The organism is Thalassotalea nanhaiensis (assembly GCF_031583575.1).
GTDB lineage: Bacteria > Pseudomonadota > Gammaproteobacteria > Enterobacterales > Alteromonadaceae > Thalassotalea_A > Thalassotalea_A nanhaiensis.
In genome coordinates, this window is the sequence record NZ_CP134146.1 from 2,632,223 (window position 1) to 2,649,112 (window position 16,890).

Annotated in this window: 15 protein-coding genes and 4 tRNA genes; 7 read left to right on the forward strand and 12 right to left on the reverse strand. The window is 37.7% G+C overall.

Going from position 1 to position 16,890, the window contains the following annotated elements; genetic code table 11:
• Positions 1-40 precede the first annotated feature (40 nt).
• A complete protein-coding gene (locus tag RI845_RS11440; RefSeq protein WP_348386302.1) occupies positions 41-838 on the reverse strand; it encodes a DUF481 domain-containing protein in 798 nt (265 codons plus the stop codon).
• Positions 839-1,062: 224 nt separating this feature from the next.
• Between RI845_RS11440 and RI845_RS11445 the strand changes: the two genes are divergently transcribed.
• Entirely contained in the window at positions 1,063-1,842 is a 780-nt protein-coding gene (locus tag RI845_RS11445; protein ID WP_348386303.1) for a hypothetical protein, read from the forward strand.
• Positions 1,843-1,894: 52 nt separating this feature from the next.
• On the opposite strand, the gene RI845_RS11450 is transcribed toward RI845_RS11445, so the two are convergent.
• The 6 genes from RI845_RS11450 to dnaQ form a co-directional block, all read right to left on the reverse strand.
• Positions 1,895-3,046 (reverse strand): acyl-CoA dehydrogenase family protein, encoded by a 1,152-nt coding sequence (locus RI845_RS11450; protein ID WP_348386304.1) that lies wholly within the window; start codon positions 3,044-3,046, stop codon positions 1,895-1,897.
• Between the two features lie 843 nt (positions 3,047-3,889).
• Positions 3,890-3,966: transfer RNA gene (locus tag RI845_RS11455), tRNA-Asp, on the reverse strand.
• A 49-nt stretch (positions 3,967-4,015) separates the two neighbouring features.
• Positions 4,016-4,092 (reverse strand) — tRNA-Asp (locus tag RI845_RS11460).
• A 36-nt stretch (positions 4,093-4,128) separates the two neighbouring features.
• Positions 4,129-4,205, reverse strand: a tRNA-Asp gene (locus RI845_RS11465).
• Between the two features lie 54 nt (positions 4,206-4,259).
• Positions 4,260-4,336, reverse strand: a tRNA-Asp gene (locus tag RI845_RS11470).
• Positions 4,337-4,525: 189 nt separating this feature from the next.
• Complete coding sequence (gene dnaQ, locus RI845_RS11475) at positions 4,526-5,272, reverse strand: DNA polymerase III subunit epsilon (RefSeq protein WP_348386305.1); 747 nt, start codon at positions 5,270-5,272, stop codon at positions 4,526-4,528.
• 158 nt (positions 5,273-5,430) lie between these two features.
• Here dnaQ and rnhA point away from each other — a divergent pair, with 158 nt between their 5' ends.
• Together rnhA and RI845_RS11485 are read left to right on the forward strand one after the other, a co-directional pair.
• Positions 5,431-5,904 carry a ribonuclease HI gene (gene rnhA, locus RI845_RS11480; protein WP_348386306.1) on the forward strand — a complete coding sequence of 158 codons (474 nt, stop codon included), beginning with the start codon at positions 5,431-5,433 and terminating at the stop codon, positions 5,902-5,904.
• Between the two features lie 94 nt (positions 5,905-5,998).
• Positions 5,999-6,871, forward strand: a complete 873-nt coding sequence (locus tag RI845_RS11485) for an MBL fold metallo-hydrolase (RefSeq protein WP_348386307.1) — start codon at positions 5,999-6,001, stop codon at positions 6,869-6,871.
• A gap of 83 nt (positions 6,872-6,954) precedes the next feature.
• Here the strand turns inward: RI845_RS11485 and pta are convergent, their stop codons facing one another.
• The 3 genes from pta to RI845_RS11500 all read right to left on the reverse strand — a co-directional run bounded on the left by pta (position 6,955) and on the right by RI845_RS11500 (position 10,932).
• Positions 6,955-9,066 (reverse strand): phosphate acetyltransferase, encoded by a 2,112-nt coding sequence (pta, locus tag RI845_RS11490; protein ID WP_348386308.1) that lies wholly within the window; start codon positions 9,064-9,066, stop codon positions 6,955-6,957.
• A gap of 1 nt (position 9,067) precedes the next feature.
• The gene (locus tag RI845_RS11495) at positions 9,068-10,270 is read right to left on the reverse strand and encodes an acetate/propionate family kinase (protein ID WP_348386309.1); all 1,203 of its coding nucleotides are present in this window, start codon (positions 10,268-10,270) and stop codon (positions 9,068-9,070) included.
• 113 nt (positions 10,271-10,383) lie between these two features.
• Positions 10,384-10,932, reverse strand: coding sequence for a DUF6942 family protein (locus tag RI845_RS11500; protein ID WP_348386310.1), 549 nt, complete (start codon positions 10,930-10,932; stop codon positions 10,384-10,386).
• Between the two features lie 203 nt (positions 10,933-11,135).
• Between RI845_RS11500 and RI845_RS11505 the strand changes: the two genes are divergently transcribed.
• Both RI845_RS11505 and RI845_RS11510 read left to right on the forward strand, forming a co-directional pair.
• The gene (locus RI845_RS11505) at positions 11,136-11,552 is read left to right on the forward strand and encodes a hypothetical protein (protein ID WP_348386311.1); all 417 of its coding nucleotides are present in this window, start codon (positions 11,136-11,138) and stop codon (positions 11,550-11,552) included.
• A gap of 151 nt (positions 11,553-11,703) precedes the next feature.
• Positions 11,704-12,189, forward strand: coding sequence for a YchJ family protein (locus RI845_RS11510; protein WP_348386312.1), 486 nt, complete (start codon positions 11,704-11,706; stop codon positions 12,187-12,189).
• Positions 12,190-12,331: 142 nt separating this feature from the next.
• Here RI845_RS11510 and RI845_RS11515 read toward each other — a convergent pair whose 3' ends face one another.
• Positions 12,332-13,621, reverse strand: coding sequence for an ATP-binding protein (locus RI845_RS11515; RefSeq protein ID WP_348386313.1), 1,290 nt, complete (start codon positions 13,619-13,621; stop codon positions 12,332-12,334).
• 3 nt (positions 13,622-13,624) lie between these two features.
• A complete protein-coding gene (locus RI845_RS11520) occupies positions 13,625-14,320 on the reverse strand; it encodes a winged helix-turn-helix domain-containing protein (protein ID WP_348389538.1) in 696 nt (231 codons plus the stop codon).
• A 450-nt stretch (positions 14,321-14,770) separates the two neighbouring features.
• Between RI845_RS11520 and RI845_RS11525 the strand changes: the two genes are divergently transcribed.
• Both RI845_RS11525 and xthA read left to right on the forward strand, forming a co-directional pair.
• On the forward strand, positions 14,771-15,991 hold the full coding sequence (locus tag RI845_RS11525) for an MFS transporter (protein ID WP_348386314.1): 1,221 nt from the start codon (positions 14,771-14,773) through the stop codon (positions 15,989-15,991).
• A 91-nt stretch (positions 15,992-16,082) separates the two neighbouring features.
• On the forward strand, positions 16,083-16,889 hold the full coding sequence (xthA, locus tag RI845_RS11530) for an exodeoxyribonuclease III (protein ID WP_348386315.1): 807 nt from the start codon (positions 16,083-16,085) through the stop codon (positions 16,887-16,889).
• Position 16,890 lies beyond the last annotated feature (1 nt).

Below are 16,890 nucleotides of genomic sequence, written 5' to 3' on the forward strand. Positions count from 1 at the left end.
ACTGCTTTTATTTATAATTTACTTTAGCTGTTGTGGATACCTAAAACGTATAAGTAACACCGACACCTGGACCTGTTATTTCCATATCATAAATAAAACCATCACCTTTATAATCAACTTTTTGATAGCGGTAAAAATATTTTACTTGCCAGTTTTCTGAAATTTGATGATTTATTGCAATATGAGCCATGTAGGCTTCGTCGACGTCACCAAGTCCACCGACTTCAAGACGGGTATTAAAGCTAAATTTATCATTAATTTTCCAAGAAGTATGGACGCCAACAAAACCATCTGTCCAGCTATCACCCATGGTAATTTCACTTGGCAATATTCCCCCTGGAGAGTCAATGCTAATATCAGTGTCTAAGTCCATATATCGCACGCCAGCGTATCCATATAATTGAAACGTGTCTTGTTCTATAAATTGGTAACCTGCGCCCATGTCTAAAACGGTACCGCTTATTTCTAAATCAATATCAGCACTGCTACTACCTGTTGGTGTTGAGAAAGACTTTGTCGCTTGGTCAGATACTTCAAGGTAGGTGAACTCAGTAAATAACAGCCAGTTATCCTTTTTGGCTGCAAAGTTAAACATGGTACCTAAATCAGTACTGTCGATAAGCTCTTGGAAATTGATATCTATTTCTGTAGGTGGTGGATTAATATCGCCATTAGAACCTAACCCATATGCACCAGCAGATCCTTCATTGGCAGCTGCCCAAATATATGGTGTGGCTTCAAATTGCCACTCTTCAGCGTTAACCGAATTGCTTAACCCAACACTTGTTAGAACTAATGTTGCAAACATTGAACGAGTAGTAACATTTACTTTTTTCATCTCAGCATCTTTATAGAAATTATTAATTGTCACTATTTTAATTAACAAAAGCCCTTATGCTCTAATGATTTTGATGCAAGATTATTATTACATTAAGTAATATATAAATATAATATTCCCACAATCAGTAATAAGTCTCATATTTCTTAGGTTTCAATTATGTAAAACCTGTTAAGTTGATGTATTGTTAAAGAATATTTATAAAAACAGAACAGGGATCTTCAATGAATAATATAGCTAAAGCCTTGTTAACGGCTATTGGTTTTTCTATGCCTTTTACAGCAACAGCTAAGGGCTGGGAATTCGAATTTACACCTTACTTATGGCTTGCCGCTAATGAAGGGAGCACGGGCGCATATACCACAGGACCGTTGGGTAATGAAATCTCATCAATTTCTGAAGTAGATATTAATATACAAGATTTATTAGATCATTTAGATGGTGGTGCTATGTTTAACTTTGCCGCTAAAAAAGGCAATTGGCTAACATATGCTGAATTTACTTATCTAACAGTGTCAGATGAACAATCGGCGACAACAGGGCCTATTGGAGGTTCGTCGGTTGATGTAGAGCTGGGCATAGATGGAACTATATTAGACGTTGCTGTTGGTTACCGTGTTGTACAAAGCAACGGCTTTGATTTATACCCTTATGTTGGCTTTAGGTATATTGATTTAGAGTCTGACTTAAAACTTGATGGTTCAAATGGCATTATAGCAATAGATACAACCTTAGGTGATGATTGGGTCGATCCAGTTGTTGGTGTTCATGCTGCGTGGGAGATTAATGATACTTTTGCTTTTCAGGGGCGTATAGAACTTGGCGGATTTCAAGACCAACCTGAAGAACATTACACGGTAACCGCAACTTTAAACCATAAGCTGTCTGATAACTGGTCTTTAAAGTACTTTTATCGTTACTTAAAAGTGGATTATGCAGATAATGGGTTTATTTATGATATGGAAGTAACCGGCCCGGGCATGGGGGCTACGTATAACTTTTAATTAATTTTAAAAATAAAAGGAGCTAAAAAAGATTAGCTCCTTTTTAGTTTTCTTAAATTTTTCCGATCACACCTTTACCGATGATTTCCTTCATGATTTCTGAAGTACCACCATAAATGCGCTGTACACGAGCATCGACATAAAAACGTGAAATTGGATATTCTTTCATATAACCATAACCGCCGAACATTTGCAGTGCCATATCGATCACTTTACATTCCATTTCACAGGCTGAATATTTCGCCATACTGGCTTTCTCTGTGCTCAGTTTTTTATCGATTAGCAACTCTTTATAGTGTTCCATCATAATACGGTGTAACTCTACTTGTGTGGCCATTTCAGCAATTTTTTGACGGATATCTTGAAGTTTTGCTAATGGTGCGCCAAACGCCTGACGCTCTTTTATATATTCAAGCGCAAGTTCAAGCGCTCCTTCAGCATGAGCAGTACCAATACAAGCACAAGCTAAACGCTCACGCGGCAACTCATGCATTAAACCTAAGAAACCACGATCTAACTCCCCAAGTAAGTCATCTTCTGTAAGTTCAACATTATCAAAAAATAACTCTGAAGTATCTGCAGCAGCTTGGCCCATTTTGTCGAGGTTTTGACCTCGCTGGAAACCAGCTTTGTCACCATCAACTAAAAACAGCGATGTGCCTTTTGATCCGGCTACCGTTAAGTTGGTTTTAGCAGCAACAATATACAAAGAAGAGTTTTGTCCATTTGTAATAAACGTTTTAGAGCCACTTAAACTCCAACCCGTGGCAGTTTTAGTTGCTGTAGTTTTCATACCTTGTAAATCACTACCAACGCCTGGTTCAGTCATACAGATAGCGCCAATACACTCACCTGAGATCATACCAGGCAAATACTTTTGTTTTTGTGCTTGTGTGCCAAGGTTAAGAACATAATGCGCGGCAATATCTGAATGAACAATTAAATTACAAGCAAGCGAGAAATATCCTGCTTTGGCAATTTCTTCAACAACCAACATGTTAAAATCAACACTTACACCAAAGCCTCCATCCTCTTCAGGGATATCACAACATAACAGCCCTTCTTCACCCATTTTCAGATAAAATTCTTTTGGAATTTGTTTCGCTTCTTCCCAAGCTTCATAGTTAGGTGCAACTTCGTTTTCAATAAAACGAATAACTGTTTCTCTGAAAATGCTCAATTCTTCTTGTAATTCACTTCTCATATTGTTCTCTATTAATTTATTTTAACCCTATTGAATCAATGTAATGTTTGTCAGCAACAAAAAAAACACCCTTACGGGTGAAATTGGTAATTTTTAGATACGAGAATGCTAGAAACGAGAAACGAGAAACGAGAAACGAGAAACGAACAGTATGAACTATTGAATTTTTATAGATAATGTTTTTGGAATTTTAAATCGGAAATTTGTACTTGAAAACATAATTGGCTTCGTTACCGTGACTCGAACCCGCGACCAAAAGAGCATGGCTGACAGGCCGCTAATGCTGTTAAGAGCCTAACCAACTGAACTCGATGCGTTAGTATCGTCCTGAACTTGTTTCAGGAACTTAAAGTAAAGCGAGATCATGACCTTCGTCATGAAGTAAACAAAGACACTTGGGTAATTATATATATTTAAGGTAATTTAAAACTTGGATAATTTGATAGGTAAATGATGTGGCGGAGTGGACGGGACTCGAACCCGCGACCAAAAGAGCATGGCTGACAGGCCGCTAATATTGTTAAGAGCCTAACCAACTGAACTACCACTTAGGTAATTATATATATTTAAGGTAATTTAAAACTTGGATAATTTGATAGGTAAATGATGTGGCGGAGTGGACGGGACTCGAACCCGCGACCAAAAGAGCATGGCTGACAGGCCGCTAATGCTGTTAAGAGCCTAACCAACTGAACTCGATGCGTTAGTATCGTCCTGAACTTGTTTCAGGAACTTAAAGTAAAGCGAGATCATGACCTTCGTCATGAAGTAAACAAAGACACTTGGGTAATTATATATATTTAAGGTAATTTAAAACTTGGATAATTTGATAGGTAAATGATGTGGCGGAGTGGACGGGACTCGAACCCGCGACCCCCGGCGTGACAGGCCGGTATTCTAACCAACTGAACTACCACTCCGCAAAATCATTTACAAAATAACGACATTGTGAAATTAATCAAATCAAACTGGCGGAGTGGACGGGACTCGAACCCGCGACCCCCGGCGTGACAGGCCGGTATTCTAACCAACTGAACTACCACTCCGCAGAGATTTGATTGTAATGATTTTAGCTGTATCGTTGGCGGAGTGGACGGGACTCGAACCCGCGACCCCCGGCGTGACAGGCCGGTATTCTAACCAACTGAACTACCACTCCACATAGGATACTGCGTAAAACATTACGTGATGAATTATCAACGATTTAAAACGTTGGCGGAGTGGACGGGACTCGAACCCGCGACCCCCGGCGTGACAGGCCGGTATTCTAACCAACTGAACTACCACTCCGCTACATAAGTCATCTGCAACAACATGTCGTTGAATGCGGAGCGAATAATACGGATATGAACAATATGAGTCAACTACTTTTTTGAATAAAAATGAACGACTGCACAAATGTCATACAATAAGCATGAATTATGCCCATTTAAACACAAAAAGTTACTTTTTTTTATCTACAAAAAACCTATAAAAGTACTACTCAGTAACTTCGCCACGCCAAATGCTTTTTCCGGCGCTCTTTTCGACAATATTCATACGCTCATCATGAGCAGATAATTCGTTATCACTGGCGTACACAACATTTAGCGCGGGCCTGTTCTGCTCTATTCTGCGTACATCATTTGAGTTACTGCCCTTTCCATCACCCTCATTTAATTTAAGGTGCTTTTGATAGCGAGTCATTTCAATGTAAACGTACGCCAATAGCTGCGCATCAATTAAGGCGCCGTGATAGGTACGATCTACAAGTTTTTCAACGCGATAGTGGCGAGCTAAAAAATCCAAGGTTTTTGGTGAGCCAAATTCATCACGAGATGTCTTTAATGTATCGGTTACCGTACAAATATCTAGGGTTTTAGGTAGACCTCGACGAGTCATAGCAAATTCATGGTCCATAAACCCAACATCAAATCGAGCATTATGGATAACTAACTCAGCGCCGCGAATAAATTCAATAAATTCATCAGCGACCTGGTTAAATAACTTTTTATCCATTAAAAATTCGTTACTTAAGCCATGAATATTAATTACTTCTTGTTCCATGTGCATTTGAGGATTTATATAGACATGATAACTGCGTCCAGTAAACCTGCGGTCAATAAGCTCTACACAACCAATTTCAACAATACGATGCCCTTGTTTAGGGTCAATTCCTGTCGTCTCAGTATCAAGAACAATGATACGCTCTGGTTTCTCTACTATTGTTTCTTCGCTGCTTTGCACACTGTTCGCCTTAGCGTTTATAAATGACATAAAATAAATATATAAACAAATTCTACCCTATGCTGTAAATCAAAAATACCGCTTTTGTAATTCTTTAGCTATTGCATCGTAATTTAAGCTGTTAAACTCCCTCCATTAATACGACGGTTTGTAAGTTGATGGCTGAAAAAGTAAAACAATTAGAAATATATACCGATGGTTCATGTCTAGGTAACCCTGGTCCTGGAGGTTATGGCGCGGTGTTAAAATACCAAGGTCATGTTAAAGAGCTTGCTCAAGGCTACCAACTTACCACCAATAATCGTATGGAAATGCTTGCAACAATAAAGGCATTGGAAATATTAAAAGAGCCTTGTAAAGTTACCTTAACCACCGATAGCCAATATGTTCGACAAGGAATAACGGGCTGGATCAACAATTGGGTAAAAAACAATTGGCGTACAGCAAGTAAACAACCGGTTAAAAATGTCGATTTATGGAAAGCTTTGTACGAGCAAAACAATCGACACGACATTAATTGGCAATGGGTAAAGGGACATTCAGGTCATCCAGACAATGAACGCTGTGATGACTTGGCCCGAACGGCTGCTGAAAGCGATAGCTTACTTACTGATATAGGCTATAAACAATAAATAATCAAAAGCACTTTATATTACAATGTATTGACCAGACCAATAAAAATAAAACGGTAATAATAAAGGCAAATTTACAACACTAGGAAGTTCCATGGCGTTACAAATAAAACATTTTTTTCATAAAGCATCTTTCACTCTTACTTACATTGTTTTTGACGAGGTAACTAAAGACTGCGCAATTATCGATCCGGCACTGGATTATGATGCTGTAGCAAGCAGTGTAGATACAGTTTACGCAAAACAGTTAATGGGCTTTGTACAAGATAATGATCTAACTGTTCAATATATTTTAGAAACCCACGCCCATGCGGATCATATTTCGTGTGCGTTTTACTTAAAACAGCAATTGGGCGGAAAAATTGCAATTGGTAGCAGCATTAGAGGTATTCAAAAAACCTTTAAAACAGTTTTTAATCTGGCAAAAGATTTTAATACTGACGGTGTACAATTTGATTTATTGTTAAATGAAGGTGACAAACTGTCTTTAGGTAATTACCACATTGACGTAATAGCAACACCTGGCCATACGCCTGACAGTGTTACTTATGTTATCGACGGTAATGCATTTATTGGTGATACGTTATTTATGCCTGACTCTGGCTCTGCACGTTGTGACTTCCCTGGTGGTGATGCAGCATTATTGTATAGTTCAATACATAAAATCTATGCACTGGGCGATGATACTAAATTATATATGTGCCATGACTACCAACCGGGTGGCCGTGAATTAAAATACGTAACAACCGTAGCGGAACAAAAAGCTGAAAACATTCAAATTTCGAGTGAAGTGAGTGAAGCAGAATACGTACAAGTACGTGAAGCACGAGACTCAACCCTAGCAAACCCTAAGCTTATCTTCCCTTCATTGCAGTGTAATATTCAAGCGGGTGATATGCCTGTAGCGGATAACGACAGTCAGTATTTTTTCAAAACACCTATTTCAGGCATTGAAAAGTTAAAGTAAACCCCGACCATCATCGGGGTAATTGTTGCTATAAGAACTCGGTCAGTTAATAGAGGACGCCAAAGGGCGATGTAAATCGCCCACTACTGAGTTGCTTGTATGGCTGTTAACGCAATTGTATAAATAATATCGTCAACAAGTGCCCCTCTTGATAAATCATTTACCGGCTTATTCATCCCTTGCAGCATTGGCCCTATACTGACCAAATCTGCTGAACGTTGTACCGCTTTATAGGTTGTATTACCTGTATTTAGATCAGGGAATATAAACACAGTTGCTTGGCCCGCAACTTTAGAGTCTGGAGCCTTTTTCTTAGCAACGTTTTCCATCACCGCGGCATCATATTGTAGTGGCCCATCAATTAATAAGTCAGGTCGCTTTGTTTGTGCTATTTGCGTCGCTAATGCCACTTTTTCAACGTCTTGGCCAGTGCCCGAGCTACCGGTGGAGTAGCTGATCATTGCCACTTTAGGTTCAATACCAAAAGCTTTGGCTGAATCAGCAGATTGAATGGCAATATCGGCGAGTTGTTCAGCATTAGGATCTGGATTTATCGCACAGTCACCATACACAAATACTTGATCAGGCAATAACATAAAGAACACAGATGAAACTAAAGAGTTGCCTGGTGCTGTCTTAATTAGCTGCAATGCAGGACGAATGGTATTGGCTGTTGTATGCACTGCACCAGACACTAAGCCATCAACTTGGCCAAGCTGAAGCATCATAGTACCTAAAACAACGGTATCTTTTAGCTCTTCTCGAGCGACAATTTCAGTTAACCCTTTGTGTTTTCTTAATTCCATTAACGGCTTAACGTAATTTTCAACAATACTTTCGGGTTCGGTAATGAGTACTCCAGCAGGTAATGTTATGCCTTGTTGTTCTGCTATCAATAAGATTTCGTCTTTATTCCCTAACAGCTGACAGCGAGCGATATCACGTTCTGCACAAATTGCAGCGGCTTTAATCGTACGAATATCATTACCCTCGGGCAGTACAATAAGTTTATTGGCACGCTTGGCTAAATCGGTAAGTTTATGCCTAAATGCAGGTGGTGAGAGCAATTGACCTCGAACCTTAATGCCTACATATTTATCTATCCAATCTTTATTTAAATTGTCGGCAACAAATTGTTTAACCCGCTCCTGGCGTTGAATATCTTCTTCAGGTATTTCTGGATTAAAACTTAATAAATGGCGTGAGGTTTCCCACGTATCCCAAGGTACAGATAATACCGGCAAGCCCGTTTTAAATGCCTGCTGACAAAGCTCCATAACGCTGTCATTAGGCAAAAAGCCATTGGTCAGTAATAGCGCCCCTACTTTGGTACCGTTAAGTGCGGATAAGCAAGTGGCGATGATAATATCTGTTCTATCTCCTGGAGTAACGATTAAACGGCCGGGTACTAAATGGCTCATTAAATTGCCGACACTACGCGCACAAAAACTAATACTTCTAATACGACGATGCTCTAAGTCGCCATCGTTAAGAATGCGTGCAGATAAGTAGTTACTGATTTCGGTTACTCGCGGGGCAACAAGATCCATTTCCCAAGGCACAGCACCAATAAGTTCAAAATTTGATTTTTGAAATATATTCAATGTTTGCCAAGGAACTAAATTGGTTTCTCCTTTAAAGTCACCTTCTCTTGGTAATAAACCAAATACGTCTTTATCTGGCGAGTTAATTTTGTTGATAATACAGCCTTTTACTCTGCTGTTTTTAATGCCGCCAAAGATTTTCGCACTGAGTCCGATCCTATCCTCAAATTGTTCAGGAGTGTCGTTATCTGGTGTGGCAACAAAAATAATGTCAGCAGACAAAGCAGAGGCGACTTCTTGGTTGATTTTTGCCGCATAGGTTTGACGAGCGGTTTGAATAACCCCTTCGATTATAATTATTTCGTGATCATAACGTTGAATATTGCCTACAATTTCTTCTAAAACAACATCAAGTAAATCATCCCCAACTTTTTCTTCAACATAGCTGATTGGGATAGAGCCTACATCGATATCACTGAATTCTGCAGGTGAATTATAGTCATTAGACAATATATTTCGAGATGGTTGGCTAATAGGCTTAAAATAACCAACGTTAATACCGAGCTGTTGAAGCTTATGATACAAACCAAATGTAGCACTGGTTAAACCAACCCCAAAACCGACCGGTACAAGCATAATACGACGTGGCATGTTATTTATCTCCAACAATTAATTGATAGGTTTGCTCAGCTATAACTTGCTCTTCATTGGTTGGGATAACCCAGCAATGTTGGCTACTCTCAGTTGAGATTAATCCACTTTTGCCAAACCTAATATCAGTGTTTTTATTATCATCCAGATGAATATTTAATAAATGTAACGAATTAACAATGCGTGAACGTACAAGATCTGAATTTTCCCCAATACCACCGGTAAACACTAAGCCATCGAAATGCGACAAGCTTGCCATGTAAGAAGCGATAGATTTAGCGATCCGATAGCAAAAGATATCCATGGTTAAATTTGCTCGTTCATCTTGATCATTAATAATGGCTTCTTCAATAGTGCGACAATCATTGCTCATTTGCGAAATACCTAATAGACCACTCTCTTTGTTTAACAGGCTAGATACTTGCTCAGGTGTGTAATTTAATTGCTCGATAAGATGAAAAATAATACCAGGATCTAAATCACCACTACGTGTTCCCATAATTACCCCTTCCAAGGGAGTTAAGCCCATAGATGTATCGACACTTTTGCCGTTGTCTATTGCCGTTATGCTACAACCATTCCCCAAGTGTGCGGTAATAACACTGGTTTTAGTAAATGGCTTACCAAGCAAGTCAGCCGCTTGTTTGGAGACAAAGTAATGGCTCGTGCCATGGAAGCCGTAACGGCGAATACCATGCGCTTCATACAAGCTGTAAGGTAAGCCATAAATGTACGCTTTAGCTGGCATACTTTGATGAAAGGCTGTATCGAACACCGCTACTTGCGGCAAATCAGGAAATGCATGCTCGGCGGCATTTACCCCAATTAAGTTAACCGGATTATGTAACGGAGCCAGTTTTGATAGTTTTTCAATAGAATACTTCACCACATCATCTATTAATGTTGGCGTAGAATATTCTTCACCACCATGAACCAGGCGATGACCTACGGCAGATAAACACTCAACCAAGTTATTTTCATGTAAAAATTCAACAATAAAATTAACTGCTACTTGATGATCGAAAGGCACAATCAGTGGCGTAGTTTCTTTACTACCTTTAAAAGCAACTTTAACAAAAGCATGCTTTGACAATAAACGTTCAGCGACACCAGCGACCATTACTTCCCCAGAAATGGGTTCTATAAGGGAAAATTTAAGGGAAGAACTACCGCAATTTATTACTAGTACTGCATTTTTAGACATGTTGTTAGCCAATAGATTTAACAATGCTAAATAGTATAGTTCCAAATACCGAACAGAGTTGATTTAATTCAATAAAAACTGATTAATTAACATTTTTTTAGCAAAAATAATGCTCATTTTTCAACGTGTTTTAAAGAAGTTATTAATTTAACTAAATAGCTAATTTTTAGATTAGAAAGTTGCCGATAATCAAAATATGGACAGACAATGAATCGAAACGGTTTATTGATAGCAAATTCCTCATTTAACCAAATCAGATCTTTGCTGTATTGATTATCGGTTATTAATGAACTGGCAAACGTTCGTCCCATTATTATATGGATATCTTCCTTAGAGCTTTTCCCAATATATTGATTAAACCCTGTTTGGTTGAAAATTAATGCTTGATCGCTACCTTTTTGCAGAAGCTTCTGGTCCCTTAAGTTTTGCCAAGTATTAAAATTTTCAGGCATTAATTCAAAGCAAAGCTTTGCATAGACATTAAATATTTTGCGCCAGTGGTTACCTGTTAACCGCCCTATTTCTAAAATTTCACCTATTTGAATTGGTACAAGTGCAGCCATATTTTGGTAATGCTCTAATGGCGGTCGGTTATCAATATATACTTTTAAGTGAGCTTGCTCACAGCCAAAGCCCGCGCTAGTTTTTAATTTTTCATGCATTGTAATTATTTTTTACCTATTCCATACCTTCATCTTAATGGTTCACAGTTTATCTCAAACAGCTGGATTTAATAGCATACATTGTTAAATATTCACCAAACCGAACCACTGTATAAAAAATCAGTAAAAATACTTGCATTACACTTAATTTACATATACTGTTGTTTTATACAGTAGTTAAATAGATTGGCTGGAGCAAACAAATGAACAACTTAATTACATTAAAAAACAACAACTTAAAAGCAAATGCAACATTAAACCAGTCTTGGTTTAAAATTAAACATGTGGATAATGAACAATTTTTCAGCAATGAACTGGCTAAAGTGTGTGCTAAAAACCAACAGCAAAATCGCTGGATATTATGTGTGGACGGTGATGAAACAAGTTTGCAATCTCTTGCGCAGACAGTAGACAAATCAAAAATTTTACGTGTTAATGGTCAGCATCAACCTATTGCATTTGATAAAATTGCCCGTACGTTGTTAAAAGGAAATTGTTCAACGGTTATTCTTTGTGATCATGACTTTAGCGAGCGTCAACTAATGATGCTGCAAAGCTGCGCCAAACAAGGTAACACCGAATGCATTGTTGTGAATAAGAAACAGGATCAATTACATTAATTAAATTTGTACAACAGCCTTTTGGTAAAGAATGCAAAGCAACTGAATATCCAATCAGTATAATACTCCAGTTGTTCCACCAGCACCTGTTTTGTATTCTTTACCGCTTTTTGATCTGCTATAGTGACAAATAAATTTATTGAATAATTTTGTGATCGCTTTGACAGAAATATGCCCTTGTGGCTCTAACAAACCATTCTCACTTTGCTGTGAAAACTATATTAATCAAACACAATCGCCCTTAACTGCTGAACAGTTAATGCGCTCCCGCTTTACAGCCTATGCTCTGAAAAATTGCCAGTATATTGCTGATACTTACGCATCTTGTAAACAAGCTGAAAACAGTATTGAAGATATTAGCGAATGGGCAGAACAAACGACTTGGTTATCATTAGAGGTAGTATCTACAGATTATGATGATAGTAAATATCACTTTGTAGAATTTATCGCTAAGTATTTAGTTGAAAACGAAGTCTGGCAAATGCATGAAAAATCGAGGTTCATTCAGGAAGAAGAAAAGTGGCGTTACTTTGACGGTGATGTTAGTGAGCATAAACTAGTTAAAAAACTATCTCGAAATGAAAATTGCCCATGCTTAAGCGGCAAAAAATTTAAACGCTGCTGTATGAAAAAATGATTCATTCGATTCGAATACGTTGCACTGCGAATACGGTACTTCGTACCTTCGAATTAAATACTATCGAAGCGAAGCGTATTCGAATACGCTCTGCTACGTATTCGAAGCAGAGCGTATTCGGAGTTACGAAGTAACGTATTGGTTAACCCGTTATATGGTCTACAGGCCAAGACAGTATAAACTTTGCACCACCAAGTTCACTGTTTTCAACTGTTGCGCTGCCATTATGCCAAAGCATAATTTTACTGACTATTGCTAAACCTAGTCCAAACCCTCCGGTATCCTTACCACGGCTTTTATCATATCTTGAAAATGCGTCAAATATGATTTCTTTAAAGTCGTCATCAACACCTGGTCCGTTATCTTCCACAATTAATGAACATTGCTGGCCATCACTCAATAACGACACTTGTAATTTACCCTTACCGTATTTAACCCCGTTAGTCAGTAAATTACTAAATGCTCTATTGATAAAATGAGCATCATATTCAGCCATTACAGTATCTTGTGAGCAATTAAAGTCTATTTCAATATCATTACTGGCAAAGCTTGCCACTTGAAAATCAACTAATTGCCTAACATCATTATTGGCGAAATTTATGTTGGGTTGTTCACTTTCAAACGCCGCGTAAACGAGTAATTCATTAACTAAAGACTCTAACTCTTCTACATCAGTGCTTATTTTATCTATGTACTTTTCACGAGTTTCATCATCTTTAGCACCGCGTAACACTTGCAGGGCAAACTTACTGCGAGCTAAAGGAGTACGGAGTTCATGAGATACGGCATTGGTGAGTTCTTTATGAGCTTCAATTAAGTTATTTATTCTTGATGCCATCATGTTGAATGTGTTCATCATCGGCTGAACTAAAACAGAGTCAGCTCGATCAACTTTCACTTTAAAATCACCATAGCCAAAGTCTTTGGCTGATTTGGCAAGTTTATCTAAATCTTTTGAAATCGGCCAAACCCAAAAAAATATCACTACGCCTAATAACACAACACTTAGTACACGTAGCAGTGCTTCTGTTCTTGGTCGAGTCGGCGCTTTTACAGGCCCTAATATTAATACTTTTTTATGCTTTGCGATTGGGTGAAATAAGGTTATATCGTTATCGTCGTAATAAACAGTAACTCGTTCATCTTTAACATATTTAAGATCAGGCAATAGTTTTTCAACACTATCAACTGACACTAGTTGCATTGGTAAGTTATAACGCTTATTGGCAGCCTCAACTTTCCCTTGCCACTCAGCAATGGGAAAGCTGTCGAGTCTGTCAGTTAATGCGATGAGGACGGTTTTATAACCCGTATAAGATTCAACGTCTTGTTCGACATTCATGCTCCAAAATTCGTCTAATAACCAACTTAAAGCACCAAAACACGCAACGATTAAAAAATACAGGCTAAAAAAGGAGCGACCTAGATTCATTACTTATTCCCAAGCGTCTGGTACGAATAAGTAACCTTGTCCCCAAATAGTTTTGATTCTAAACGGTGTTTCGTTGCTATCGTGTAACTTTTTACGTAATCGAGATATACGAACATCTACACTGCGATCCATGCCATCATATTCACGACCCACTACAGCTTTGTAAATATAGTCACGATTTTGAACTTCACCGGCACGTGTTGCTAACAACCATAACAGGTCAAATTCCTGGCTGGTTAATTCAATATTTTCACCTGCAAGAGTAACTTGACGAGAGTTACGGTTTACATGCAAACCACCGCAGGTAATTTCAGCTTTTTCGCTGCCACCTTTAGGTAATTGGCCACGGCGTAAAAGTGCATTTACACGAGCAAGTAAAACACGTGGTTCAACTGGTTTTGCTACATAATCATCGGCACCAATTTCCAAGCCAAGTACTTGATCAAAGTCGGTACTTTTTGCTGTTAACATTAAAATTGGATTGTTAAACGCAGGACGAAGATCTCTACAAACAGTGAAACCATCTTTACCTGGTAACATCACATCCAACACAATTAAATCAGGTGAAAAGTTTTCTACAGTTTTAGAAACTGTGTCACCTCTAAATTCTTGTTTAACGTGAAAGCCTTCACTTACAAGAAAATCTTTAATCAAATCAGATAACTGACGATCATCTTCAACCAATAGTATTTTTTTCAAACTCGGTTTATTTTCTGACATTAAATATCGCTCCATTTAGTCAACATCGAACTTATTCTATTCGTAAACGCTTAGTAGAAAAGTTCTCTTCTTGTACATCTGCTTATAGTTATAACAAAATAATTTGACAGTTAATAATGTTATTTTACAAAGCACTTCACATTAAATTTACATCTTAAATCTTTATATAACAATAACTTAATCCGTTATTTTAACGTTTTTTTTACTTTTTTTGATAACAAATCAATACTCGCGTTTACACTCTAATTACAAAGGTAACCGTAAGTGGTCATAAAAACGCCATTGCAATGGATAAAATTTGTTCTTGGTTACATTTTAGTTAATTGATTTATAAAGACTAAATTAAAAAGTGATTTTTTTTGTTTTTTTTCTGTATCAGTGCATTTTTCAAGGTTAGAATACGTTCAAATAATAGCTACAAAGCTTACTATGACTGAACAACAAGCAAAAAGATCTTTATATACTCTACTTTTAATTGTTTTACTAAGTTGTGCTGGTATTGCCTTGCCATATCCCATTTTGGCACCTTTATTTTTAAATGAAGTGAATAGCTTCACAAATTTCGCTGGAATCGAACCTAAATTATTACTTGGTTTTTTGTTAGCTGTTTATCCTTTGGGATTATTGATCGGGAGCTCATTTATTGGTGCAGCATCTGATATTTATGGTAGACGAAAAGTTTTAGTTATTACCTTGATTTTTAGTGCGTTAGGTTATTTACTTTCGGTTTGGGCTTTATTAAGTGAAAACTTTCTTCTCTTTGCCCTCACCCGATTTATCACAGGCATTAGCGAAGGTAACATTGCCATAGCGAAAGCTATCGCAATCGACTTATCTCCGCCATTGGATAAAACTCGTAATTACTCATTAGTCAGTGCCACGACCTATGCAGGCTGGTTACTTGGGCCTGTTATCGGCGGCCTATTACAACCCCATGGTGCTCACCTCGCCTTTTTAGTTGCAGCTGTTGCTATGCTCTTTGCTATTGTTGTGGTGTATTTCTATTTAGGCGAAAGTAATAGAAGTAAAAATCAGCAGAAAGATACCCATCTATCGATTCGACGAGTACTATATCAAAATAATTCATTTACATTATTGAAGCACAAATCAATTCGACGCCTATTCTACGTTTTTTTATTTTCTACCTTGGCAACGAATGCTTATTATGAATTTTACCCTTTATGGTTAGTCGAAAGTTTCAATTTTTCAGGGCCAAACATTGGCTTTATTACTGCCATATTAACTTTCTCAATGATATTAGGCAGCGTTTACTTGTTACCCTTTGTTAAATCAAAAATGGGTCTAGTTAGTGGCTCAAAAATTAGTATGTTGCTTTTTGCTTCAATGATGTTCGTTCACTTTTACTTATCAGAGAGTGCCAGTTGGTTTGCTTACGTATTTATAGGAGTGACCATCGCAATTTACAACGCCATGTTGCCGATATTTGCCTCAGAGCAGTTTTCTGATGTTAGCCAAGGAAAGTTAATGGGACTAATCACTACAACATTTAGTTTATCAAACGTTCTTATGGCAATAATTGGTAGTGTTATTTCGCTGTATGGCAGTGTTTACTCTATTATATTTGGCGGTCTTCTCATGCTTATTGCCGTCTTGATATTACATTTTATAAGACCAGAGCAGTCGACCTAAAACCGAATGTTCAACATTAAATTTCATGCAAGCCTATGCTAAATTCTGTTAGCATAGGCAATTATTAAAAATAACATTAAAGACTAAAATAATGAAAGTAATCTCATTTAACATAAACGGCCTACGCGCACGTTTGCACCAGTTACAAGCTATTATCGATAAGCATCAACCAGACATTATTGGTCTACAAGAAATTAAAGTTCACAATGATGCTTTCCCTTTAGCTGATGTAGAAGCGATGGGCTATCACGTGTATTTTCACGGACAGAAAGCACATTACGGTGTCGCGATGTTATGTAAGAAAGAGCCTATTTCAGTACAGAAAGGTTTCCCAAGTGACAATGAAGATATGCAAAAGCGTATGATCATGGTGAAAACGACTAATGATAAAGGTGAAGAAGTAACAGTTTTAAACGGTTACTTCCCGCAAGGTGATAATATTGCTCATGAGACTAAATTTCCTTACAAGCGTCAATTTTATAAGGATTTAATGGGTTATTTAAATGATAACCACAGCCTAGATGAAAACATCATAGTAATGGGAGATATCAATATATCGCCAATTGATTTAGATATTGGAATTGGTGAGCCTAATCAAAAACGTTGGTTAAAGACGGGTAAGTGTAGTTTCCAACCAGAAGAACGTGAGTGGTTATCTACGCTATTAAATTGGGGCTTTAAAGATACCTTTAGAGAATTACATCCAGACGCTATTGAGAAATATTCTTGGTTTGATTATCGTTCACGTGGTTTCGATGACAATCGTGGTCTTCGCATTGATGTTGTATTGGCCACTCATGACCTTGCCGCTACATGTGTCGAGTCTGATATAGATTATGAGTTGCGTGGTATTGAAAAACCTTCAGATCATGCACCAATTTGGTCAACGTTTAAATAAT